This is a genomic window from bacterium (assembly GCA_019637795.1).
Taxonomy (GTDB): domain Bacteria; phylum Desulfobacterota; class Binatia; order HRBIN30; family CADEER01; genus JAHBUY01.
In genome coordinates this window covers 286898-309421 of sequence record JAHBUY010000007.1, presented here as the reverse complement: position 1 = coordinate 309421, position 22524 = coordinate 286898, and the positions used below count along the sequence as shown (strand labels likewise).

At 71.8% G+C, this 22524-nt stretch carries 25 protein-coding genes and 1 tRNA gene; 19 read left to right on the top strand and 7 right to left on the bottom strand.

The window, feature by feature from the left end; all coding sequences use genetic code 11:
• Positions 1 to 125 precede the first annotated feature (125 nt).
• From KF840_23080 to KF840_23040, 9 genes are all read left to right on the top strand, one after another.
• Positions 126 to 446: a hypothetical protein gene (locus tag KF840_23080; protein ID MBX3027789.1), complete on the top strand. Its 321-nt coding sequence runs from the start codon at positions 126 to 128 to the stop codon at positions 444 to 446.
• 110 nt (positions 447 to 556) lie between these two features.
• Positions 557 to 793 (top strand): hypothetical protein, encoded by a 237-nt coding sequence (locus KF840_23075; protein MBX3027788.1) that lies wholly within the window; start codon positions 557 to 559, stop codon positions 791 to 793.
• Positions 786 to 1325: a hypothetical protein gene (locus tag KF840_23070; protein ID MBX3027787.1), complete on the top strand. Its 540-nt coding sequence runs from the start codon at positions 786 to 788 to the stop codon at positions 1323 to 1325. Before KF840_23075 ends, KF840_23070 begins: the two co-directional genes overlap by 8 nt.
• Positions 1322 to 1735 (top strand): hypothetical protein, encoded by a 414-nt coding sequence (locus tag KF840_23065; GenBank protein MBX3027786.1) that lies wholly within the window; start codon positions 1322 to 1324, stop codon positions 1733 to 1735. Before KF840_23070 ends, KF840_23065 begins: the two co-directional genes overlap by 4 nt.
• The gene (locus KF840_23060) at positions 1732 to 1929 is read left to right on the top strand and encodes a hypothetical protein (protein MBX3027785.1); all 198 of its coding nucleotides are present in this window, start codon (positions 1732 to 1734) and stop codon (positions 1927 to 1929) included. Before KF840_23065 ends, KF840_23060 begins: the two co-directional genes overlap by 4 nt.
• The gene (locus tag KF840_23055; protein ID MBX3027784.1) at positions 1922 to 2155 is read left to right on the top strand and encodes a hypothetical protein; all 234 of its coding nucleotides are present in this window, start codon (positions 1922 to 1924) and stop codon (positions 2153 to 2155) included. The genes KF840_23060 and KF840_23055 overlap by 8 nt, the downstream gene beginning before the upstream one ends.
• Before the next feature lie 277 nt (positions 2156 to 2432).
• The gene (locus KF840_23050; GenBank protein MBX3027783.1) at positions 2433 to 2882 is read left to right on the top strand and encodes a hypothetical protein; all 450 of its coding nucleotides are present in this window, start codon (positions 2433 to 2435) and stop codon (positions 2880 to 2882) included.
• 108 nt (positions 2883 to 2990) lie between these two features.
• Complete coding sequence (locus KF840_23045) at positions 2991 to 4298, top strand: hypothetical protein (protein ID MBX3027782.1); 1308 nt, start codon at positions 2991 to 2993, stop codon at positions 4296 to 4298.
• Between the two features lies 1 nt (position 4299).
• Positions 4300 to 4587, top strand: coding sequence for a hypothetical protein (locus KF840_23040; protein MBX3027781.1), 288 nt, complete (start codon positions 4300 to 4302; stop codon positions 4585 to 4587).
• A gap of 401 nt (positions 4588 to 4988) precedes the next feature.
• On the opposite strand, the gene KF840_23035 is transcribed toward KF840_23040, so the two are convergent.
• A complete protein-coding gene (locus tag KF840_23035; GenBank protein MBX3027780.1) occupies positions 4989 to 5228 on the bottom strand; it encodes a hypothetical protein in 240 nt (79 codons plus the stop codon).
• A gap of 123 nt (positions 5229 to 5351) precedes the next feature.
• Between KF840_23035 and KF840_23030 the strand changes: the two genes are divergently transcribed.
• From KF840_23030 to KF840_23015, 4 genes are all read left to right on the top strand, one after another.
• Positions 5352 to 5669 carry a hypothetical protein gene (locus KF840_23030; GenBank protein MBX3027779.1) on the top strand — a complete coding sequence of 106 codons (318 nt, stop codon included), beginning with the start codon at positions 5352 to 5354 and terminating at the stop codon, positions 5667 to 5669.
• The gene (locus KF840_23025) at positions 5669 to 5863 is read left to right on the top strand and encodes a hypothetical protein (GenBank protein MBX3027778.1); all 195 of its coding nucleotides are present in this window, start codon (positions 5669 to 5671) and stop codon (positions 5861 to 5863) included. Before KF840_23030 ends, KF840_23025 begins: the two co-directional genes overlap by 1 nt.
• A complete protein-coding gene (locus KF840_23020) occupies positions 5863 to 7032 on the top strand; it encodes a tyrosine-type recombinase/integrase (GenBank protein MBX3027777.1) in 1170 nt (389 codons plus the stop codon). Before KF840_23025 ends, KF840_23020 begins: the two co-directional genes overlap by 1 nt.
• A 15-nt stretch (positions 7033 to 7047) precedes the next feature.
• Positions 7048 to 7133 (top strand) — tRNA-Leu (locus tag KF840_23015).
• 272 nt (positions 7134 to 7405) lie between these two features.
• Here the strand turns inward: KF840_23015 and KF840_23010 are convergent.
• Positions 7406 to 7816 carry a hypothetical protein gene (locus KF840_23010; protein ID MBX3027776.1) on the bottom strand — a complete coding sequence of 137 codons (411 nt, stop codon included), beginning with the start codon at positions 7814 to 7816 and terminating at the stop codon, positions 7406 to 7408.
• A gap of 339 nt (positions 7817 to 8155) precedes the next feature.
• On the opposite strand from KF840_23010, the gene KF840_23005 reads away from it, so the two are divergent.
• Positions 8156 to 8530 (top strand): response regulator, encoded by a 375-nt coding sequence (locus KF840_23005; GenBank protein MBX3027775.1) that lies wholly within the window; start codon positions 8156 to 8158, stop codon positions 8528 to 8530.
• Positions 8531 to 8567: 37 nt separating this feature from the next.
• Here KF840_23005 and KF840_23000 read toward each other — a convergent pair whose 3' ends face one another.
• On the bottom strand, positions 8568 to 8897 hold the full coding sequence (locus KF840_23000) for a hypothetical protein (protein MBX3027774.1): 330 nt from the start codon (positions 8895 to 8897) through the stop codon (positions 8568 to 8570).
• A gap of 152 nt (positions 8898 to 9049) precedes the next feature.
• Between KF840_23000 and KF840_22995 the strand changes: the two genes are divergently transcribed.
• Positions 9050 to 10441 carry a PilT/PilU family type 4a pilus ATPase gene (locus tag KF840_22995; protein ID MBX3027773.1) on the top strand — a complete coding sequence of 464 codons (1392 nt, stop codon included), beginning with the start codon at positions 9050 to 9052 and terminating at the stop codon, positions 10439 to 10441.
• A gap of 59 nt (positions 10442 to 10500) precedes the next feature.
• On the opposite strand, the gene KF840_22990 is transcribed toward KF840_22995, so the two are convergent.
• Positions 10501 to 11868, bottom strand: a complete 1368-nt coding sequence (locus KF840_22990; protein MBX3027772.1) for a hypothetical protein — start codon at positions 11866 to 11868, stop codon at positions 10501 to 10503.
• Between the two features lie 447 nt (positions 11869 to 12315).
• On the opposite strand from KF840_22990, the gene KF840_22985 reads away from it, so the two are divergent.
• The 4 genes from KF840_22985 to metH all read left to right on the top strand — a co-directional run bounded on the left by KF840_22985 (position 12316) and on the right by metH (position 18748).
• Complete coding sequence (locus KF840_22985) at positions 12316 to 13134, top strand: SDR family oxidoreductase (GenBank protein MBX3027771.1); 819 nt, start codon at positions 12316 to 12318, stop codon at positions 13132 to 13134.
• 6 nt (positions 13135 to 13140) lie between these two features.
• On the top strand, positions 13141 to 13857 hold the full coding sequence (locus tag KF840_22980; protein MBX3027770.1) for a hypothetical protein: 717 nt from the start codon (positions 13141 to 13143) through the stop codon (positions 13855 to 13857).
• 71 nt (positions 13858 to 13928) lie between these two features.
• Positions 13929 to 15149 (top strand): YihY/virulence factor BrkB family protein, encoded by a 1221-nt coding sequence (locus KF840_22975; GenBank protein MBX3027769.1) that lies wholly within the window; start codon positions 13929 to 13931, stop codon positions 15147 to 15149.
• A 53-nt stretch (positions 15150 to 15202) separates the two neighbouring features.
• Complete coding sequence (gene metH / locus KF840_22970) at positions 15203 to 18748, top strand: methionine synthase (protein MBX3027768.1); 3546 nt, start codon at positions 15203 to 15205, stop codon at positions 18746 to 18748.
• Between the two features lie 13 nt (positions 18749 to 18761).
• On the opposite strand, the gene KF840_22965 is transcribed toward metH, so the two are convergent.
• From KF840_22965 to KF840_22955, 3 genes are read right to left on the bottom strand one after another with little or no spacing between them, the layout of a single operon-like run.
• Positions 18762 to 20720 carry a hypothetical protein gene (locus KF840_22965; GenBank protein ID MBX3027767.1) on the bottom strand — a complete coding sequence of 653 codons (1959 nt, stop codon included), beginning with the start codon at positions 20718 to 20720 and terminating at the stop codon, positions 18762 to 18764.
• On the bottom strand, positions 20717 to 21601 hold the full coding sequence (locus KF840_22960) for a transglutaminase domain-containing protein (protein MBX3027766.1): 885 nt from the start codon (positions 21599 to 21601) through the stop codon (positions 20717 to 20719). The genes KF840_22965 and KF840_22960 overlap by 4 nt, the downstream gene beginning before the upstream one ends.
• The gene (locus KF840_22955) at positions 21562 to 22512 is read right to left on the bottom strand and encodes an alpha-L-glutamate ligase-like protein (GenBank protein MBX3027765.1); all 951 of its coding nucleotides are present in this window, start codon (positions 22510 to 22512) and stop codon (positions 21562 to 21564) included. The genes KF840_22960 and KF840_22955 overlap by 40 nt, the downstream gene beginning before the upstream one ends.
• Between the last annotated feature and the right edge of the window lie 12 nt (positions 22513 to 22524).

The window sequence follows — 22524 nt, the reverse complement described above, 5'->3', positions numbered from 1 at the left end:
TTGTCGATGCTACGTTTTCTCGTGGTCCTGCGGATCACGATTGCGGATCACGGCGCGGATCAGAGCGATCCGCAGCTGCGGATCAGCGTGAAAGTTATCCACAGGCTGGTTTCGTCGATTCTGAGGTGCGCCGGCCGCCGGCGCGAGTCGCGTTCCTGGCGCCGCGTCCGCTCGATCCTACCGACCGCCCGCGCTGGTCCGACCTCTCCTCCGCGCTCTTCTGGCTCGCGCGCCGCGGCTGGCCGGCGCTCGAGGTGGCCGGTGAGACCATCGAGGGCGAGACGGGCTGGCGGCGGTGGTGTGGACGGGTGACGGTGGGTGAGCTGCTCGCGGTGCGGGATCGGGTGGCGGATGAGCGGCCCGCGACCGGCGACCCTGGGGGGCCCGCGACCGGCGACCCTGGGGCCGCCGATGCTTCGCGCATCGCCTCGGAGGTGCCCGCGTGACCGTCATTCGGGACCATTCTGCGGGCACAGCGCGGGCACAGGGCTCGCCGGCCGTTGTGCCGCATGGCCGACGCGCGCCCACACGGGACTCAGACTGCACCGCGGTTCGCTTGCTGCAGCCGCGTCTGGTCTCCATCGCCGATGGGGCGGTGATACTCGGCGTCTGCGTCGACCTTGTCCGACAGTTCGTTGAGTCTGGTGCCCTGGTGCCCGTGCGGGTGCCGCGGCCGGTGACGCTGCGCCAGCACCGGCGCGGCGCTGCCGGCGCCCACGTCCGCCGCTGCTTACTGGACGTGCAGGACCTGCATCGCCTCGTCGACCAGTGGCGGGAGGCATCCCGTGACTGATCGTCGTCGGCATGGGCCCCGCCGCGCCGGCACGCCGCTCAAGAGCGGTGCCCGCTCGCTCGCCCGCCACCTCGCCGCCGGCAGTCTCGACCAGCGGACCTGGATTGCTCGGGCGCTCGCCGACCTGCGCCAGGACCTCGCCGCCGATGCCGGCGGGTACGATCGGCTGACGGCGCGCGAGAGACTCCTCATCGACCGCTGCGCGGCGGCTGCGCTCATCTGCTCGACCATCGAGGGGCATGTGTTTGGGCAGGCCGACCGCCTGGTCGACGACGCGGGCGAGCTGCTGCCCATCCTGCGCCGCGGGTACGTGACGCACGCCCAGTCGCTCTCGCGGATGCTGCAGGCGCTCGGCCTGCGTCCCGACCGCATCGAGCAGGCCATCGCGCAGTGCCCGACGTGTGACGGCCGATTCGCGCACAGCGAGTACATCATGCACCGGCAGCAGTGCGCGGCGCCCGGCCGCCCCGGCGAGACGGCCGTGGTCGACGCCGAGGTGTCCGCCGACACCACAGGAGACGATCCCGCATGATCGACGCCATCCTCGAGTGCCTCTGCCACACCGGCCTACCGGCCCGTGCCTGCCATGCTCGCCCGCGCCTGCCGGTGCCCGCGGCGGTGACGTGCCGCGACTTCGCCCGCGCCGCCCGGCGCTACGGCTGGTCGCTCGATTTCCTGACGCGGCAGTTCCGCGGCCGGATCGACCAGCCCGGCGAGTTCTTCGCCCGCGTGCTCGATCGCCACGACCGCCACGGCGCGGTGGTGATCCCGTTCCGGTGCGTGCTCGACTGGTATGCCCGCGAGTTGGCGTACACGCGCACCAGCCGCGCCACGCGCCGCCGAAAAATGCCCGCCGTTCCTACGTCTTGTCCACAGATTTCGGCCGGGGTGGGGTCTACCCCTTGCCCGGCCGATTTCGCGCACCCGAGGGCCGACCGATGAGCCGCGCCGGCCGCCGCTGGGCATCCGACCGCGAGCGCCGGGCCGCGCAGGCGCTCGGCAGCGCGATCAGTGCCGAGGTGCGCCGCCGCCGCGAGCAGCAGCAGCGCGATCGCCAGCCGGTGGCGACGCAGCACGGCAGCCTGCGCGACCAGCTGATCGCCGCCGGGCTGCTCGAGGGAGACCTCGATGACTGACCCATCGCATCCGCGCCCTGCTAGCCCGTACGATGGCCCGCCGCTGCGCGTGTGGCGCCCGGAGTGTGGCGTGGCGCTGCCGATCGCCGGCGCCTCCTGCGGCCAGCTCGGCCCGGGCCACACGCGCGAGGTGCTGCGCGCCGCCAGTGAGCGGCAGCTGGGCCGGCTGCTGGCGGACTGGCGCTGCGCCTGCGGGCGGCACGCCTACGGCGAGGACCGCCGATGACGCACGCCGAGCGCCTCGCCTGGCCGCTCTGGGACCTCGACGCCGTGGACGCCGAGCGGTGGCACTTGCGTCGACGGCTGGCGGCCGTGGGCGACGCCTTGACCGACCACCAAGATAATCGAACTGCGTGATGTCGCGCCTCGATGCTCGGGAGGCGATGCACTGACCCTTGCCGACCCCCGGCAGGCCGGCCCGCCGGCGTCGCGTCCGACTCCTCCCGGCGCGCGTCCGGCGGTGCCCGGTTCACACCACCGACAGGAGGAGCTGGAGATTCATCATGACCGACATCATCACCACCTTGCGTGACCGGCACCGCCGCCTGATGGATGCGCTCGCCGCCGCCGCGCCCGACCAGGCGCGGCAGCTCCGCGATCGGGCACACGCCGCGGCTGCGGACTCGGCCGCTGAGCCGCTCAGGCGGGCGGCGGCGCGCCGTACGGCGCTGGCGGACCGCATCCGCTCGGCGTCCGCCGCCGATGCTGGGGACCTGACGCGCTGGCGCGTCGAGCACGACGAGTTGCTGCGCGTGGAGCGCGCGGCCCGCCAGACGCTCGACGCCATTCTCGCCGGCACCGCCGACGACGGCGTGGCCGAGGACCTGTGCGCGGACGTCGCCCGCCGCGTCGAGGCGGGCGAGCTGAGCAAGGACCAGGCGCGCGACATCCTCGCCGGTGCGGCCGGCACCGGGCGGCCGCGCCATGGGTTCATGCCGGCGCGCGGCATGTGACGGGGCCGCGTCCCGGTGGACATCATCGACTTCCGCCACGACCCGCAGCTACTTGGGCGCCTGCCGCACATGCGGCGCCCAGCGACGCAGCGCGCGTGGGATGCATGGTTGCGGGCACTCTACGGCCTGCCGCTCGACGACAACGGGCTGGCGCTCTTCCGCGCCTGCACGGGCCGCGAGCAGCCGCGGGCCGGCGGCTATCCGGCGGGTGCGGTCATCACCGGCCGCCAATCCGGCAAGACACAGACGGCCGGCGACGTCGTGATCTACACCGCCGCCACCGCGCCGGCGGACGGCAGCGCGGACGGCACCTACGCGGTGCTGGTCGCGCAGGACATGCGCGGCTCGATGCGCGCGGCGTTCCGCTACATCTGCCAGGCGTTCGAGCGCGTGCCGATGCTGGCGCGGATGGTGACTGGCCGCACCGCGGACGCGCTCACGCTGGCCAACGGCGTGACGATCGGCGTCTATCCCTGCCGGCCGGCGGCGGTGCGCGGCATCCGGGCGCTGGTTGCCGTTGCCGATGAGCTGGCGTTCTACAGGGCCAGCGACGGCAACCCCGTGGACGTCGAGATGCTGCGGGCGCTGACGCCGGCGCTGGCGACCACGGGCGGGCGGCTGCTGGTGCTGTCGTCGCCGTATGGGCAGGCGGGCGCGCTGTGGGAGCTGCATCGCCGGCACTTCGGCCGCGAGGACTCGGCGACACTGGTCTGGCAGGCGTCGGCGACGACGATGCACGACGGCTTGCCAGCCGACTACCTCGAGCGGATGCGGGACGACGATCCCGACGCCTACCGCTCGGAGGTGCTGGGCGAGTTCCGGGCCGGGCTGGCGACGCTGCTCGATCCCGAGGCGCTCGACGCCTGCGTGGCCGACTGGCGCGAGCAGCCGCCGCGAGACGGCGTGACGTACGTCTGCGGCGCGGACGTGTCGGGCGGACAGCGCGATGCGACCGCGGCGGCGGTGGCGTACCGCGACGGCGATCGGGTCGTGGTGGCGGCGGTGCGCGCCTGGCCCGCGCCCCACAATCCCGAGACGGTCATGGCCGAGCTGGTCGACTTCGCCCGCCGCTACGGGTGCCACCGCATCACAGCGGACCGCTACGGCGCGCAGTTCCCGCAGCGGGCCGCGGAGCGGGCCGGCGCGGCGCTGATCCCGAGCGAGTTGGACCGCTCGGCGCTGTACCTGGAGTTTCTGCCGCGCGTGCTCTCCGGCACGATCACGGTGCCGCAGGAGCCGGTGTTGCTGCGCGAGCTGCGCGGCCTGGAGCGCAAACGCGGGTTCGGCGGCAAGGACCGTGTCGACCATCGGCCGGGCGCGCACGATGACCGCGCCAATGCGGTCGCGATGGCCGCGTACCTGGCGGGCGGGCGCCGGGAGGGTTTCCGCGGCGTGGCGCGGCTGACGGGCTTCTGAGATGGCGATTCAGAACGCGAAAGCGAAGGGAACGCGCAACGAGCACCGCAGCCGCGTGCTGCTGGAGGCGGCCGGCTACGCCGTCACGCGCGCCGCGGGCTCGCTGGGCGCGTGGGACCTTATCGGGATTGGGTCGACGGACGTGGTTCTCGTTCAGTGCAAGACCAACCGGCCGCCGCCGCCGGCTGAGCGAGAGGCGCTGGCCGCGTTCCGCGTGCCGCCGAATTGCCGGCGACTGATCCACGTCTGGCGCGATCGGCAGCGGGTGCCGGACGTGCGGGAGCTGTGACGATGTTACCCGTTACGCCACACGTCACACCGTTACGCGAGCCGGACCGGCGCTGGTTCACCGTGGCGTGCTCGCGCTGCCGCTATCGCTATAGCCGGCCGGGCGTGCCGCTGGCTGGCGACCTGGAGCAGCCGTGTGCGCTGTGCGGGGCGGCGCTGGGGGCGGTGACGGTGTATGCGGTCAGTGACCCGAGGAGTGCAAGTATTGCCACACACCGTGGAAGTCGAAGTATTCCCACATGTAGATGGTCGCGGCCCCGCTATAGAAGCCAACGAAGTACGCAGTCGTATCGAGTAGGAGCCGACGAAGCGTAAGTCGATCTCTGTATCCATGTGCGAAGCGCCAGCCGGCCTGGAGTGCGACGACGAACAGGAAGGCGAGCATAAGCCCCATTCTGTAAGCTACTTGCTGTACTCCGCTTCCAGCGCCTCGACGCCGCGCAGCAGCGCCAACTTTACGACAGACGACTTCGTGATGATGCCAAGCGTCGTTAGTGACTGGTTCTTCGCCAGCTTCGGCACGAGACGATCCAGGCGGCGGGCCAGCTCCGGCGGGATGCGGACCGATACCGGCACACCTCGACGCGTTCCTTCTGCCATCTCCTCGAACCTCCCCACCCGAACTGCGGCGCTGCGTACCATACTGCCTCCTCACTGGCGACTGTCCGCCGCCTGTGTGGTCATCCTATTCCGGTTGCACGGCTGTTGGCAAGCGGTGTATACACTCGCCATACACACAACCGGCCACGGGCCAACGGAGGAGAGATGGCGAGGAGACGCACACCGACGACAGCGGGCGCAGCACCGGAGCTGCCGGCGATCCCGACCGACACACCGGAGGGCATCCGCATTCACGCGATTGCGGACACCATTCGGGCGCTCGACGAGCCGTTGCCCGAGTACCTGTGTAACGGGCTCGAGCTCCAGACCGAGGACGAGCGCGAGCTGGGCAAGCGCTTGGGCGTGCCGGCCTTGTTCATCGCGTCGATCCTCGCCGAGGGCATGACGCGCAACACGCGGGAAGAGGACATCGAGGAGTACATCGCGTGGCGGCAGCGGGTCGCCGGAAAGGCGGGTGCGTGATGGCGACGCCAACCGACAACATCAAGGACGATCTGGCGAGCATGGTCATCGACCTCGTGCGGACGTCGATGAAGCACGGCGTGACCGTGGCCACTTCCGAGGAGCTGGCGGACGCGCTGCGGTTGCGCGGCTGGACCTGCACGCCGCCGCCGACGGCCGTGCCAAAGCCGGCGCGGCGGAAGGGGAGGGGATAATGAAGGTCGACGGGCTCACGGGATCAATCTACCAGCGTGGCGGTGTCTGGTGGGTGAAGTACCGCCAGCACGGCCGCGTCCTGCGCGAGAGCACCGGCAGCGCCGAGCGGCTGGCGGCGGAAAAGCTGCTGCTCAAGCGTAATGCCGCCGTCGAAGAGGGCCGCACAATCAACCTGCAGCTCAACCGCTGCAAGGTCAGCCGGCTCTTTGACCTGGTGCTCACCGACTACGAGGTGAAGCAGCGCAAGAGCGTCGGCAAGACGCGCGAACGCCTGCGGAAGCACTTGCTGCCGTTCTTCGGGCACCGGTTCGCCGCGTTCGTCACGTCGGAGACCGTGGGCGAGTACATCATTCGCCGCCAGCAGGCGAAGCGGCCGGCGAAGCCGGCGACCATCAACCGCGAGCTGGCGATTCTCTCTCGTGCGTTCAAGCTGGGGCGCAAGGCACGGCTGGTCGACCAGGCGCCCGCGATCGAGAAGCTGCCGGAACGCAACGTCCGTAGCGGGTTCTTCACCCGCCCACAGCTCGAGGCGGTGTGCGCGCACCTGCAGGCTCCGCTGGTCGCGTTCTTCCGCTTTCTGTACCTCACCGGCTGGCGCAGCGGCGAGGTGAAGGCGCTCCAGTGGCGACACGTCGACTTCGAGGCGCAGACGATCCGCCTGGATGCCGGCACCACGAAGAACGATGAGGGCCGAGTCATCCGCTTCACCGCCGAGGTGGGCGCGCTCCTCGAGGCGCAGCGCGCCTATACCGATGCCGTCAACCGCGACCGCGGCGCGCTGTGTCAGCACGTCTTTCACCGCAACGGCAAGCCGCTGGTCGACTACTACGACGCCTGGCGGCGCGCCTGTCTCAAGGCCGGCCTGGCGACGAAGGATGCGACGGGCCGCATCAAGGCGCACCGCACGCCGCACGACTTCCGCCGTTCGGCGGCGCGCAACCTGATCCGCGCTGGCGTGCATCAGACGGTCGCGCGCGCGTTCACCGGGCACAAGACGGAGTCGATTTTCACGCGGTACAACATCACCGCCGAGGCGGACCTGATCGAGGCCACCGAACGGCTCGACCGCTACCAGCAAGACGAAGCGGCGCGGTTGAGCGGCGGGCACAATCTGGGCACAATTGGCCATTCTGAGCCGAAAACGGCTCGCGCGGGGCGCGCCAAGTAGCTGATTTCCTTGCACGCCGGGGTGGTGAAACTGGCAGACACAAGGGACTTAAAATCCCTTGGCGGGCAACCGCCGTGAGAGTTCGATCCTCTCCCCCGGCACTTACTTTTCGGCTACTTGGGCTGCCTTGCCGCGGATGCGGCGGACCCTGGAACTGATCAGGGTCGCAGCCGGTCGCCTTGAGGTTGGAAGTAGAACCAGCGATCGCTTCCCGACACCTCGGTCACAGCCGTCGCAGGCATCTCCACGGCGCAACGGATGCGGCCAGCCGAGCGCTTCGGGAAACGGATGTTCGACCGACCGTTCGTAACCGGTTGTAGCAGCCCGGCAGTAGATGCAGCGTGGCACTCGCCGTCAGGCCATAACCAGTTTGTCAACGGGGCTTCGCCACGTCCTGGTGGCACTCGGGACAAGCCCATGGCCCCGCATAGTTGCGGCTTCCGAGGTCGGTGAGGAGAACGAGGTTCCTCCGCACTTCCCAGCAGGCCGAACAGTACGGCCCCTCCGCATAGCCTTGCGGCGGATCCTTCAGCAGAATCCCCCGATCATCATGAACCATCCGGGCCCGAAAGTCGGCGCGCTCTTCAAGCTCCCGGATCCGCGCCAAGAGAGCGATTGTCTCGGATCGCAAATCCTCAGCCATCTCGCGCGCATCGTTGATGGCGCTCTGCAGCTCAACGACTGCTCGATCAACGCCTCGTGAGTTTGCGAACCTTCTTGACACCTTCTTGACCGCAGCGATCGTCGCCCGGATCGCAGAAATCCCCTCGTCGATCGCACCCATCACTACTCCTCCAAGGCTATAACCGCACTGTCACCCAATTCCACCTAAGTTCAGAAACACGAATGCCCTTGAAAGGCTTTGTCTTTCAAGGGCTCCGTGAGTTCGACCGCCGGCTTGAAATCCCTTGGCGCGTAACCGCTGTGCGGGTTCGATTCCCGCCCCCGGCATTGTTTTTCGGCTGCTCGGGCTGCTGTGGCGCCAGCGCGGCGGCGTGGCGTCCGGCGTCTGCGCGGGCGGTCGCTTCTCCGATTCCTGGCAACGCGATCGGTTCGGGCTCCGACGCTGGCAATTCGGGTGGTGGGTGTTTGCCACCCGGACCGGCTCTGCCATGCTGATCGCATGCAGCGCAGGGGCCGGCCGGTGCTGATCGTCGACGACGACAATGACGTGCGCGAGGTGCTGGGCTTCATGCTGTCGACGGCCGGGTTCAACGTCGAAACGGCGGCGGACGGGCGGGAGGGGCTGGCGAAGCTGCGCGCCGCCCGGCCGCGCGTCGTGGTGCTCGACCTGACGATGCCCGAGATGGATGGGCAGATGTTCCGCCGCGCCCAGCTCGCGGACGACGACGAGGCGGTGCGCGCGATCCCGGTGGTCTGCTACTCGGCGGCGCCCGATCTGAAGGCGGTCGCCGAGTCGCTCGGCGTCGCCTACGTCGAGAAGACGGGTGAGATCGGCGAGCTGCTGCAGGAGATCCGCCGCCGCTGCACGGGCTGACACGGCGGGCGGACCAGGCGGACGCGAGGGCGGCGGCTCAGCGCGCGACCTGGCGGGTGATCCGCTGCACCGCGGGGTCGTCGGCCAGGGCGCGGATCTTGGGGTCGCTCAGCAGCGCCGCCATGTCGCCGCGGGCGAGGGCGGCGGTGATGGCGGGATCGGCGAGCAGCGCCTGCACCTGGGGATCGTCGCGCAGGTCGCGGATCGACGCCGCCATCTCGGGATCGGAGACGATGCGTTGCTGCAGCGCCTGTACCGCGTCGGCGGTCGCGGCGTTGACGCCGCCGAGGTCGTCGGCGAGCGCCGGCCCGGCGAGCCGGCCGGCGAGGGCGAGGGCGGTGACGACGGTGGCGAGCCGGGAGCGCACGCGGCGAGACTAGCAGCGCGGCGGCGGCCGGCCCAGCGGAAATCGCGACCACATGCGGACGCGCAGGCACCACTGGCGCCGAACCCGTCGAGGCGCCGCGCAGGGCGCGATTCCTTGCCCACGAGGGCGCCGGCAGGCAAGGTCGCGAGACGATGCGCGCCCTCGACAGTCTGCTCGGCATCCTGGTCCAGCAGGGCGGCGACGAGCTGCGCCTGGTCGCCAAGCAGCGCCCGCGCATGTTCGCCGGCGCGAGCGAGCTGTCGCTGACCATGCCGGTGATGTCCGCCGACGGCATCCGCCATCTGCTCGACGACCTGTGGCGCGCCAGCGCCGGCGAGCTGGCGCGCGGCGGGCAGGTGACGCGCGCCTATCGCAGCGCCGAGCTGGGAACCTTTGCCGTGCACCTCACGCAGCGCGACGGCGGGCCGCTGGAGGTCGCCTTCCGGCGCGCCATCGACGAGGGCGCCGCGGCGATGGACAACGAAGCCGAGGCGGTGATCGGCGCCGTGCCGCCGGCTCTGTACGCGGTGCTGTCGCGCGCCCAGGCGCGCGGCGCCTCCGACGTCCACCTCGGCCCCGGCGCGCCGCCGGTGATGCGCGTCAACGGCGCGCTGGCGCTGCTCGACGACGTCCCGCCGTGCGACCCGGCCGTGCTCCTCGGCGAACGAGGCGAGGGCGAGGTCTCGGTCGACCGCGCCCTCGAGGTGCCGGGGATCGGCCGACTGCGGGTGAACGTCTACCGCAGCGCCGAGGGCCTGTGCGCCGCCATCCGCCTGCTGCGCCGCGAGGCGCCGGACCTGGCGGCGCTCAATCTGCCGCCGCAGCTCGCCGCCCTCACCGAGCTGCCGCACGGCCTGGTGATCGCCTGCGGCCCGACCGGGTGCGGCAAGAGCACGACCCTGGCGGCGCTCCTCGAACATGCGCTGCGCGCGCGCGCCCGCGTCCTGGTGACCCTCGAGGATCCGATCGAGTACCGCATCCGACCGCAGCGGCCGGCCGGCCTGGTTCGCCAGCGCGAGGTCGGCACCCACGTGCGCGACTTCGCCAGCGGTCTGCGCGATGCGCTGCGCGAGGATCCGGACCTGCTGCTGATCGGCGAGATGCGCGATCCCGAGACCATCTCGCTGGCGCTGACCGCCGCCGAGACCGGCCACCTGGTGTTCGCCAGCCTGCACAGCCGCACCGCGCCCTCGGCCATCGAACGGGTCGTCGACACCTATCCGCCGGAGCGCCAGCGACAGGTGCGAGTGCAGCTCGCCGAGGCGCTGCGGGCGGTGGTGGCGCAGCGCCTGGTGGCGACCGCCGACGGCGGCGGCGTGGTGCCGGCGGTGGAGATCCTGCGCGTCACCCACGGCGTCGCCAACCTGATCCGCGAGCACCGCACCGCCCAGTTGGTCAGCGCCCTGCAGGCCGGCGGCGCCGAGGGGATGCTGGTACTGGAGCGCCACCTCGCCGACCTGGTGCGCGGCGGCCGCATCGCCCGCGACGCGGCGCTGACCGCCGCCAACGATCCGGCGACGTTGCAGGAGTACCTGCGGCAGTGAGCCCGCGCGCCCGCTGCCGAGGTCGCCGTCCGACCCCGGCAGCGGGCGCCGTCGCTGCTTCAGCCGCCGATCGGCGTGTCGGCCGCGGCGCCGTTGATCAGGATGGCGTCGGCCGGGAGGAGGAAGCCGGCCTCGACGGCTGCCGCGGTGGAGGCCGCGACGGCCGCGGCGTAGGTCGCCGTGTCGCCGTAGAGCGCCGCCAGCGTCTCGGCGTCGAACGGCGTCGTCGAGCCGAAGAGGGCGCAGATGAGCGTGCCCGGTTGGGGATCGCCGGAGAGGACCGCCAGGGGCACGTCGACCGCCGGAGTGCGGATGCCGCCGAGCGCGATGCCGCGCGCGTCGCGCGCGATCGCGGGCGGCGTATCCTCCGTGAGCGCGAGCCGCGGCGACACCGGCGGCGGGGTGCCGTCGCGCACCCAGCGCTCGAGCGCCGCGACGGCGGCGTTGATCACGAAGTGCTGCGGGCCGGAGTTGATCGGCGCGCCACAACGCACCAGGCCGGCGACCGGTTCGCTGGTGATCACCAGCCTGGCGGCGTCGATCGAGTCGCCGATGTCGGCGGGGCCGTTGACCAGGGTATAGGTGTCGACGTGCGCCGTGCCCGCCACCTCCCAGGTGCGCACCCGCCCGCCGTCGGGCTGGCGCGCCGCGTGATAGTTGAGGAAGGTCAGATCGGTCTCGGTCTGGAAGATGAGCGTCGGCACGTCCAGGTCGTCACGGATCGGCACCGTCCCGGGCACCGGGATGTTCGCCTGCGGCGCTTCCGAGAGCGGAGCGCCGATCGCGCCGCGGCTGTGCACCAGGTAGCCGTCGTAGACGCGCGCCGTGCGATGGATGGCGTTCAGGTAGGTGACGAAGCGGAAGGCGGACTGCGACTCGCCGAGCGCGACCAGGCGGCGCACCGGCAGGTCGTCCAGGGCGGCAATGCCGGCGCGATCGCGGATCGCCTGACCGGCCTGCGAGAAGATGTCGTACGAGAAGCTGTCGCCGGGATGCGAGAGCGAGCCGTAGCGCTGTGGGTCGTAGGTCTTGAGCGGGATGGAGATGACGCCGACCGCGGCGGTGCCGCCTTCGATGCCCACCTTCTGCGCCGACAGGCCCACCCAGGCGGCGCCCTGGCGGATGATCTCGACGTGCGCGTTGGCGAAGTCGGGCCCGGCATCGAGACCGCCGCTGACGTTCAGCCACTCGACGTAGACGGTGCCGTTGAAGTCGGCGGGATCGATCGGCCGTTGGACGATGACCCGGGTCTTGTAGGCGGCGCGATCGCCGTCCTGCACCGACCACCGGCCGTCCGGCCCGAGCGGGCCGTCGTCGCGGAAGGAGCGCGCGGTGCCGGACAGCAGCCACTCCGACTGCGCGTAGCCGACGCTGCCCGGGTCGTAGGAGGTGGAGGCGACGAAGGGCGCGCCACGGCCGCCGGTCACCGGCCCCTCGATGGTGGGCGAGGCAACGCCGAGGCAGCCGGCCACCGCGGCGGTGACGCCCTGCACCAGGCAGCTCACCGAGACCTCGCCGCGATGGCCGCAATCGGCGCGCGGGCACTGCGACAGCTCGCTGGACCCGAGCAGGATGTTCACGCCGGTGATCAGCTCGTTGACCGTGACCGTGCCGTCGCGGTTGCAGTCCGCGATGCAGGCCTGGCTGATCTCCGCCGACGCGGGCCGCGCCAGCGCGGCGAGCGTCGCGATCGCGACCAGACGTGTCCCCCAGGTGCGGCGCGCCGCGTGGCGCGCCAGGCGCTGCTCGAGCATCGTTCCCCCCTCGTTGCGGCGAGTGTACGCGTCGACCCTAGCCCGGCGGTCGCCGCAGAGACAAACCGCGGTCGCCAGCGGGCTGCGCAGGCGGCCGCGATCCGCTAGAGACTCGATCCCATGGCAGAGATCTCCGGCAGGCACGCCCTGGTCACCGGCGGCGCGAGCGGCATCGGTCGCCTGATGGCCCTCGAGCTGGCCGCGGCCGGGGCGCGGGTGACCATCTGGGACATCAATGGCGCGGCGCTGCAGGCGACGGTCGACGACCTGGCCGCGGTGCCGGGCAGCCACGCCCGCGGCTTCGTCTGCGACGTCGCCGATCGCGCCCAGGTCTACGCGCGCGCCGCCGAGACCGCCGCGGCGGGCGGTCCGGTCGACATCCTCGTCAACAACGCCGGCGTCGTCAGCGGCAAGGACTTTCTCGAGCTGCCGGACGACAAGATCGAGGCGACCTTCGCGATCAACGTGCTGGCGCTGTTCTGGACCAGCAAGGCGTTCCTGCCGGCGATGATCGCGCGCGGCAGCGGCCACATCGTCACCATCGCCTCGGCCTCGGGGCTGATCGGCGTCGCCCGGCTGGCCGACTACGCGGCCAGCAAATGGGCGGCGACCGGCTTCGACGAATCGCTGCGCGCCGAGCTGCGCAAGATCGCCCCCGGCGTGCTGACCACCGTGGTCTGCCCGTTCTACATCAACACCGGCATGTTCCGCGGCGTGCGCTCGCGCTTCCCGTGGCTGCTGCCGATCCTGGAGGAGGACGACGTGGCGCGCCGCGTCGTGCGCGCCATCGCGCGCGGGCAGCGGCGCCTGCTGTTGCCCTGGGCCGTGCACCTGCTGCCGCTGTTGCGCGTCCTGCCGGTCGGGGTCTTCGATTGGCTGGCGAACGTCCTCGGCGTCAACAGCTCGATGGACGAGTTCGTCGGCCGCGGCGGGGCGTAGGCAACGGTGCGCGTCCCGGCGCTGCTCCGCCTGCCGGTCGACGACTATCTCGCCGGGCTCGAGGTGCTGTTGCGCGCCCCGTCCCGGGCGACGCCGCTGGCGGCGGCGGCCGCCGCCGTCGCCGCCTGGTGGCTCTACCTGCCGGCCCACGAGCTGCTGCACGCCCTCGGCTGCCTGGCGGGCGGCGGCACGGTGACGCGGCTCGAGATCGACGCCATGTACGGCGCCGCCTGGCTGCAGCGCGTCTTCCCGTTCGTCGCCGTCGGTTCGCGCTACGCCGGGCAGCTCACCGGCTTCGACACGCGCGGCAGCGACCTCACCTATCTGCTCACCGATGCCCTGCCGTACGCGCTGACGATCCTGATCGGCGTGCCGGCCCTGCGCGCCGCGGCGCGCCGGCCGGCGGGGTGGGGCCAGGCGCTGCTCTTCGGCGCCGCGCTGCCGGTGGCGCTGGCGCCGTTCATCTCGCTCGCCGGCGACTACTACGAGATCGGATCGATCATCGTCTCGCGCCTGGTCGCGACCGTGCGGCCGGGGTTCGACCCGGCGCGCTGGCGCGGGGACGACCTGGCGCTCCTGGTGGAACGCCTGGGGACGCTCGATCCCGGGCGCCTCGACATGGCGGGCGTCGCGGCCTCCACCCTTCTCGGCACGGCGCTCGCCTTCCTGACCTACGCCGCGGGCGTCTGGGTCGCCGGCGGGCGCCGCCCGCGCGGCGCGTGAGCGCCCGCCGCGCCGTCACGGGCGCGCTGGCGATGGACCAGCGCCCGCCCAGCGTGTAAGGCGCCGACCGGATGAGCGCGAGCGACCGCGTCGGCGGCTTCAGCCGCCACGTCCCCGGGCCGGTGCGGCTGGTCGGCATCGCCGGCTGGCGCTTCTACATGGATCAGTGCCTGGTCCGCGCCTCGGCGCTCGCCTACACCTCCCTGCTGTCCATCGTGCCGCTGCTGGCGGTGATGTTCTCGGTCCTCAAGGGGCTCGGCGCCCAGCAGCGCCTCGAAGCGGTGCTGCTGTCGCGGCTGTCGCTCGATGCCGAGACCGTCAACCTGATCATCGGCTACATCGACAAGACCAACTTCGGCACCCTGGGCGCGCTCGGCGCGGCGGCGCTGATCGTCACGGTCATCAGCGTGCTCGGCAACGTCGAGGCGAGCCTGAACCTGATCTGGCGCGTCGCGCAGCAACGGACCGCCTGGCGCAAGGTGATGGACTACGTCGGGGTCGTCATGCTGACCCCGTTCCTGCTCCTCGCGGCGACGACGATCACCTCCGCCAGCCAGGCGCACACGCTGCTGCAGTGGATGCTCGACAACGGCTACCTCGGCGGGTTTGCCGTGCGCCTGCTCGAGCTGTCGCCGATCGCCATCAACACGGCCGGCATCGCCGTGCTCTACGCCGTGATGCCGAATCGACGCCCGGCCTGGGGACCGCTGCTGGTGGGCGCCGCGTTCGCCGGCGTCGCCTGGCACCTCGCGCAGGTCGGTTACGTCAGCCTGCAGGTCGGGGTGGCGCGCAACAACGCCATCTACGGCGCGCTGGCGCAGTTGCCGGTGACGCTGGTGTGGCTGTACGTGAGCTGGGCGGTGGTGCTCGCCGGCGCCGAGCTGGCGGCGGTGCTCGAGCTCGGCGGGGACGCGGTCCAGTCGGCGGGCGCGGAGCGCGAGGAGGCGCTCGCCCTGGAGCTGCTGCTGCGCGCCGCCGACGCCTTCGCCGCCGGCCGGCACGGGATCGAGCTGGCGAAGGTGGCACGGGCGCTGCGCACCGATCTCGGCGTCGTGCAGGAGGCCGCCGCGCCACTGATCACGCGCGGCTGGTTGCTGCCGGTCGAGGACCGCGCCGGCACCTTCGTGCTGGGCTGCGACGCGCACCGCATCCGCCTCGCCGAGCTCGCCGGCGAGACGCTGGTGAACGGCCTGCCCGGGCACCTCGATCCGCGGGTGCGCCAGGCCCTTGGCCGCCGCGCCGACGACCTGACCCGGCTGTGGGCCGAGCGCACGCTGGCCGACCTGCTGTAGCCGCCGTCAGCGCCGCCGACGGTCGTGAAACATGGCTGGGATTGGCCCGGCGCATGGGTTACAGGTCGGGATCTATGACCGATGCAGACCGCCGCCGACAGGCGCTCGACGAGGCGATCCGGGAGCGCATCCTGGTCCTCGACGGCGCCACCGGGACCGCCCTCCAGGCGCTGAATCTCACCGCCGACGACTTCGGCGGCCCGGATCTCGAGGGCTGCAACGAGCACCTGGTGCTCAGCCGGCCCGACGCCATCCGGCAGGTGCACCGCGGCTATCTCGAGGCCGGCGCCGACCTGATCGAGACCGACTCCTTCGGCGGCACCCGCATCGTGCTCGCCGAATACGGGCTGCAGGACCAGGTGTTCGCGATCAACGAAGCGGCCGCCCGTCTGGCGCGCGAAATGGCGGACGCCCATTCGACGCCGGAGAAGCCGCGTTTCGTCGCCGGCTCGATGGGCCCGGGCACGCGCACCATCTCGATCACCGAGAACGTCACCTTCGATCAGGTGCGCCGCGCCTATCACGAGCAGACCCTCGGCCTGGCGGCGGGCGGCGCCGACCTGCTCTTCCTCGAGACCCAGCAGGACACGCTGAACGTCAAGGCGTCGTTGCTCGGCATCGACGACGCCTTCGCCGAGCTCGGCCGCACCCTGCCGATCGTGCTGTCGGTGTCGATCGAGACCTGGGGCACCATGCTGGCCGGGCAGCCGGTCGAGTCGCTGTACGTCTCGGTGGCGCATCGCGACCTCTTCGCCATCGGCCTCAACTGCGCCACCGGCCCCGACTTCATGACCGACCACCTGCGCACCCTGTCCGAGGTCTCGCGCTTCCCGATCTCGTGCTTCCCCAATGCCGGCCTGCCGGACGAGGAGGGGCGCTACAACGAGCTGCCGCCGATGCTGGCCAGGAAGATCGAGCGCTTCTGCGCCGCGGGCTGGATCAACATCATCGGCGGCTGCTGCGGCACCACGCCGGAGCACATCCGCATGATCGCCGCGATCGCCGCCCAGTATCCGCCGCGCCGGGCGGCGGCGCCGCGGCGCAGCGTCGTCTCCGGGCTCGAGACGCTGGTCGTCGACCAGGACACGCGGCCGGTGATCGTCGGCGAGCGCACCAACGTGCTCGGCAGCCGGAAGTTCAAGCAACTCATCGCCGAGGGCAAGATCGAGGAGGCCTCGGAGGTCGGCCGCCTGCAGGTGCGCCGCGGCGCGCACGTCCTCGACGTCTGCCTGCAGGATCCCGACCGCAACGAGACCGAGGACCTGACGGCCTTCCTCGAGATGCTGGTGAAGAAGGTCAAGGTCCCGATCATGATCGACTCGACCGACGCGGCGGCGATCGAGGCGGCGCTCCAGCGCACCCAGGGCAAGTCGCTGATCAATTCGGTCAACCTCGAGGACGGCGAGGAGCGCTTCCACCGCGTCGTGCCGCTGGCGCGCCGCTACGGCGCGGCGCTGGTCGTGGGCTGCATCGACGAGGACAAGCAGCAGGCGCAGGCGATCACCCGCGAGCGCAAGCTCGCCATCGCCCAACGCTCGCACGACCTGCTGACGACGGCGTACGGGATGGCGGCCGAGGACCTGTACATCGACGCCCTGGTCTTCCCGGTCGGCACCGGCGATCGGAACTACATCGGCGCCGGCGTCGAGACGATCGAGGGCATCCGCCTGATCAAGCAGGCGCTGCCGCAGTGCAAGACGATCCTCGGCGTCTCCAACGTGTCGTTCGGCCTGCCGGCCGCGGGCCGCGAGGTGCTGAACGCAGTGTTCCTCTACCACTGCGTCCAGGCCGGGCTCGACATGGCGATCGTCAACTCCGAGAAGCTCGAGCGCTACGCGTCGATCCCGGAGGAGGAGCGGCGGCTCGCCGAGGACCTGATCTGGTGGCGCGGCGACGATCCGATCGCCGCCTTCAGCGCCCACTTCCGCGCCAAGTCGCCGCGCGCGGCGGTGGTCGAGCGCAGCGATCTGACGCTCGACCAGCGCCTCGGCCGTTACATCCTCGAGGGCACCAAGGAGGGCCTCTACGCCGACCTCGACGAGGCGCTCGGCGACCGCGCGCCGCTCGAGATCATCAACGGGCCGCTGATGGCCGGCATGGACGAGGTCGGGCGCCTGTTCGCGAACAACGAGATGATCGTCGCCGAGGTGCTGCAGTCCGCGGAGGCGATGAAGGCGGCGGTCGGTCACCTCGAGCCGCACATGGAGAAGAGCGACGCGGCGCTCAAGGGTCGCATCGTGCTCGCCACCGTCAAGGGCGACGTCCACGACATCGGCAAGAATCTGGTCGACATCATCCTCAGCAACAACGGCTTCCGCATCGTCAACCTGGGCATCAAGGTGCCGCCGGAAGAGCTGGTGAAGGCGTACAAGGAGCACCAGCCCGACGCCATCGGGCTCTCCGGCCTGCTGGTGAAGTCGGCGCAGATGATGGTCGCGACGGCGCAGGACCTGCGCAACGCCGGCGTCTCCTGCCCGATCCTGGTCGGCGGCGCGGCGCTGTCGAACCGCTTCACCCGCCTGAAGATCGCGCCCGAATACGAGGGCGTCGTCGCCTACGCCAGCGACGCCATGAGCGGGCTCGACCTGGCCAACCAGTTGATGGATCCGGCGCGGCGCCCGAACCTGGAGGAGCGTCTGGCGCGCGAGGGCGCCAGTCTGCGCGCCGAGGCCGAGCAGCGCGCCGCGGCGAGCGTCGGGGTGGCGCCGGTGGCGCCGGCGGTGGTGCGTCGCGATCACGACATTCCGACGCCGCCGGACCTCAAGCTGCACGTCCTGCGCGACTACGATCTCGACGCGATCTTCCCCTACATCAACCCGGTGATGCTCTATAACCGTCACCTGGGCTTCAAGGGGAAGTACGTCGAGGCGCTGGCCAGGGGCGACAGCGGCGCCCTCGAGTGGCGGCAGCGGGTGCGCGAGGTCGAGGAGGTCATGCTCGCCCGGCCCGACATCCGCGCCGCCGCGGTCTACAAGTTCTTCCGCGCCGCCTCCGAGGGCGAGACGCTGCACATCCTGTCGCCGGACGGCGCCACGGTCCTGACCTCGTTCCACTTCGGCCGCCAGACGGTGAACGAGGGACTGTGCCTCGCCGACTACACGCTGCCGCGCGGCGAGCGCCCCGACTACGTCGGCATGTTCGCCACCACCGTCGGCCCCGGGGTGCGCGCGCTGGCCGAGCAGTGGAAGGCGGAGGGCGAGTACGTGCGCTCGCACATCCTGCAGGTGCTGGCGCTCGAGGGCGCGGAGGCGTTCGCCGAGCTCTTGCACCAGAAGATGCGCGAGATGTGGGGCATTCCCGATGCGCCGGGGACCACCATCCAGGACCTGTTCAAGGTCCGCTACCGCGGCATCCGCGTCTCGTTCGGCTACCCCGCCTGCCCGCGCCTGGAGGACCAGGCGCCGCTCTTCCGCCTGCTCGAGGTCGAGCAGCAGATCGGCGTCCATCTCACCGACGGCTTCATGATGGAGCCGGAGGGGTCGGTGTCGGCGCTGGTGTTCCACCACCCCGACGCGAAGTACTTCAGCCTCAGCCCCGGCGACACGGAAAAGCTCGAGCGCGCCCTCGACGAGGGATCGCGCATCGGCGCGGCGGTGTAGGAGCCCGCTCAGCTCAGGGGCACGGTCCGTCGACCAATGGCAGCGCGAAGCTGCCGCTCGGCGTGGGGTTGGCCACCAGCTCCCCCGGGGGGCGTGCCAGCACCGACAGCGTGCGGGTCATCGGGGCGTAGAAGGACTGCACGTCCCAGCCCGCCGCGGGCGGGCAGGCCGTCGTCCTGCCGGCGGGGGGGTGGACGACGGCGAAGAAGAGCTCCTTCACCGTCAACACCGGCTTGTCACCGTCGCGCAGCAGGAGCCCGGTGAGCATCGCGCGCGGCACCGGATGCGCGGTATAGGGCCCGACCGTCACCGGCTCGAGATGGCGCGGCGGAATGGTCAGGGTGAGGGCGCCATCCGTGAGCTGCCAGGAGGCTGGCGGGACCCTGCTCACCGGCGCGGCCAGCGGCGGCCGCGCGGTCGGATCGCCCCAGAGGGCGAAGGCGAGAGCGGCGCGGTAGGTCTTGGTCCAGTCGGCGTGGCCGCGCTGCTTCTTCAGCTCGGTGACGGCGAGGAGGAAGTTGCGCGCGTTGCGCACCGCGGTGCCCATGTCGGCGCCGTCGTAGAGGAGGGCGTCGAACAGCGCCCGCGCGAAGGCCGACCCCGAGGCGCTGTAGATCGCCGCCGAGGTGGCGACGATGGCCTCGGTGCCGCGGTCGAGGAGGATGAAGGGATCGGAGCGGTCGAGGGTGTAGCAGCCCTGCAGGACGACGAAGGGCGGCGTGCGCGCGACCGCGATGCCGCCGCGCTCCTCCAGGGTGAGGTCGCGGGCATGTCCCTCCCAGACCAACAGGCCGGCGTGCAGCAGCGCGTCCTGGATGCCCGCCGGCGTGACGGCGTCGCGAAAGCTGGCGTGCACCTTGATGCCGGCGTTGCGCAGCTCGCTGACCGTGCTGCGCGAGATGGTCTCGCCGAGGGCGAACACCTGGTCGGCGTTGGAGAGGAAGACGATGCGACCGCCGTCGTTGGCTGGCGCGAGCTGACGCGTGAGCGTCGCGCTGCCGCGGGCGACGTCCTCGGCGACGAAGCGGCCGACCGCGTAGTCCTGGGGCTCCTGCCGCTGCAGGCGAGAGAACAGCTCGACGCGAACCTCGCGGGCGCCGCCGAGCGCTTCCGGCCCGCCCGCCTCGAGCACCGGATCGGGGACGCGATGGCTGCGCAGCGCCAGCTCGTCGCCCACCAGGTAGACGTGGGTCGGCGTATGCCCCGCGGCGGCGATCGCGGCCTCGACCTCGCGCTCGACCACCTCGGGGTCGGCGGCGCTCACCAGCACCAGGGGGGCCTTGTGCACGGTGGCGATGCGCGGCGCCAGCAGCGACAACGACGAGGGCGAGAAGCGACCGCGCCGATCGGCCGGGTTCGCGACCGCGACGGTGGTGAAGTCCCCCAGGGCCGCCACGGTGGCGGCGCGCACGGCGTCGAGCGTCTCCAGGCGTTGCACGCGGGCGCCGGCGGGTAGGGGAATCTCCGGCGGCGGGCTGCCGACGAGGATCCACTGCGTTCCCGCCCAGCGCTGCAGCGCCTCGGGCGCGAGCGGGCGGCGCGGGTTCACCGGCAGCAACGCGGCCGCGCGGGCGCCGGCCAGGGCCGCCGCCTGCAGCAGCCACGGATAGCGACCGCCCGGCACCACCACGACGGCGGGTGGCGACGGCCACCAGCGCTGCGCCAGGGCCAGCAGGTCGTCGGCGTTGACGCAGGCGACGCCGGCGAGATCCTCTTCGAGCGCGCGCGCCGGGGCGGCGGTGGTGCTGCGGGCGTAGCATTCGACCGGCCCGGAATGCGCGGCGCGGGCGCGCGTCGCGACGTCCTGGTCCTGCGGATCGAAGAGGATGACCGGCGCCGCCGGCGGCGCCGCCAGCAGCAACATGCTCGACAGCGAGGCATCGGAGGCGGGAGCGATGCGCAGCGGTGCGGTCTCCGCCCCGGCGCGCGCGGCCAGCAGCGCGAGCAGCAGCGCGACGGCGACCCGCCTCATGCCGGCGCCTCGGGCAGTGGCTTGGCCTGGATGGCGTAGCTGAAATCGGCGGCGCCCTCGACCTGCACCGCGCGCTGGCCATCGCGGGTGAGCGCCACGTAGGTCAGCGGCAGGCGGCCGATCCAACCGGAGGAGGCGCTGACCGGCCACCAGCGGTTCTGGCCCCAGACCTCGGTCCAGAAGACGCGCTTGCGGTGCGTGCTGCTGGCCAGGTTGACGCCCTCGACGAAGCGCGCCGGGATGCGCGCGCAGCGCAGAAAGGTGGTGAAGACGCGCTCGATGCCGATGCGTCTGCCCCGGCCGGAGCGGATGACGTCGAGCGTCAGGGTCTTGCCGTCCCCCGCCCAGGTGAAGCGGTCGCGCGTCACCTGGTGCAGGGTGCGGACGAGATCCGGCGCCCCCGGCGTGCTCAGCATCGGCGCGACATTGGTCTCCAGGAAGTCGCGCACCAGGATCGAGCGCGATTGGAAGGTCGGGCTGGGCATGAGGAAGGGCAGCAGGGCCGGTGGCGGCGCGTCGAGCGGCAGGATCACCGGCAGGGTACCGGTGGCGCGGGCGCGGTGCACGACGTACTGGACGGCGACGCGGCGAGCGCCCTTGAGCTTGCCCCGCAGCTCGACGTGCGGCGCATCGCCGTCGCGCACCACGGTGGCGGTCAGCCCTCGCGCCTGGACCGACACGTCGCGCAGCTCCTGCAGGTCGTCGTTCGGCGGCAGGGCGACGCGGGCGCTCACCGGCGTGCCGCCGCCGCCATCGAGGCGCAACGCCACCGTCACCTCCCAGGTCGAGGGCGGCGGCGCCGCCGTCGCCGGGCTGGCGAGCAGCGCCAGGACGGCGCCGATCAGAAGAGCTGGCGCGCGACCTGCAGACGATTCGACCATGTGGAGAGGGCGTCGCTGGGGACGCGCTCGGCGCGCCGCAGCCGCGGCAGGAGGCCTTCGGCGTTCGCCACCTGGATGGCGAGGCCCGGGCGGGCGTTGAGCTCGAGGAGCTGCGGTCCGTGGCGCGCGTCGATGACGATGTCGACGCCGAGATACCCGAGGCCGCTCATCTCCGCCGAGCGGACGGCGAGGGAGAGCACGTCGTCCCAGAGCGGAATGGTGAAGCCGACGATCGGCGCGCCGGTGTCGACGTGGTGGGTGACGCCCGCGTTCTGCAGCGCCGCGTGGACGATGCGCCCATCGCGGATGGCGATGCCGGCGCCGATGGCCCCCTGGTGCAGATTGGCGCGGCCGTCCGATTGCGCGGTCGGCAGGCGGCACATGGCCATGATCGGCAGGCCGCGATAGACGATCACGCGCACGTCGGGGACGCCGAAGCGGGCGATGGGGGCGAACGCCGCGTGCAGGACGACGCGCTCCTCGAGCAGACAGGCATCGACGTCGCCGCGCAGCGAGAAGAGCCCGGAAATGGTGTTCGAGACGTGTTGGCGCAGCGCCGCCGCGGTGAGCAGCGCGCCGCTGCTCTTGCGGAAGCCGCCGTTGCCGTCGCTCCCGGTCACGACCACGATGCCGTTGCCCTGGGCGCCGCGGGCCGGCTTGAGGACGAAGGACGTCCGGCCGGCGAACATCGCCCCCAGGTCGCGGAGCTGATGCTGGAAGGCGATGACGCCGTGCAGGGCCGGCGTGGGGATCCCGGCCGCCTGCGCCAGGCGCTTGGTGATCAGCTTGTCGTCGACCCGCGGGTAGTGCTGGCGCGGATTGAGCGGCAGGACGAAGGCGCCGTTGCGCTGATTGATGCCGAGCACGCCGCGCGCGCGCAGGGCGCGGGCGCGGGCGAAGAGACGCCGCATCAGGGGAGGGCC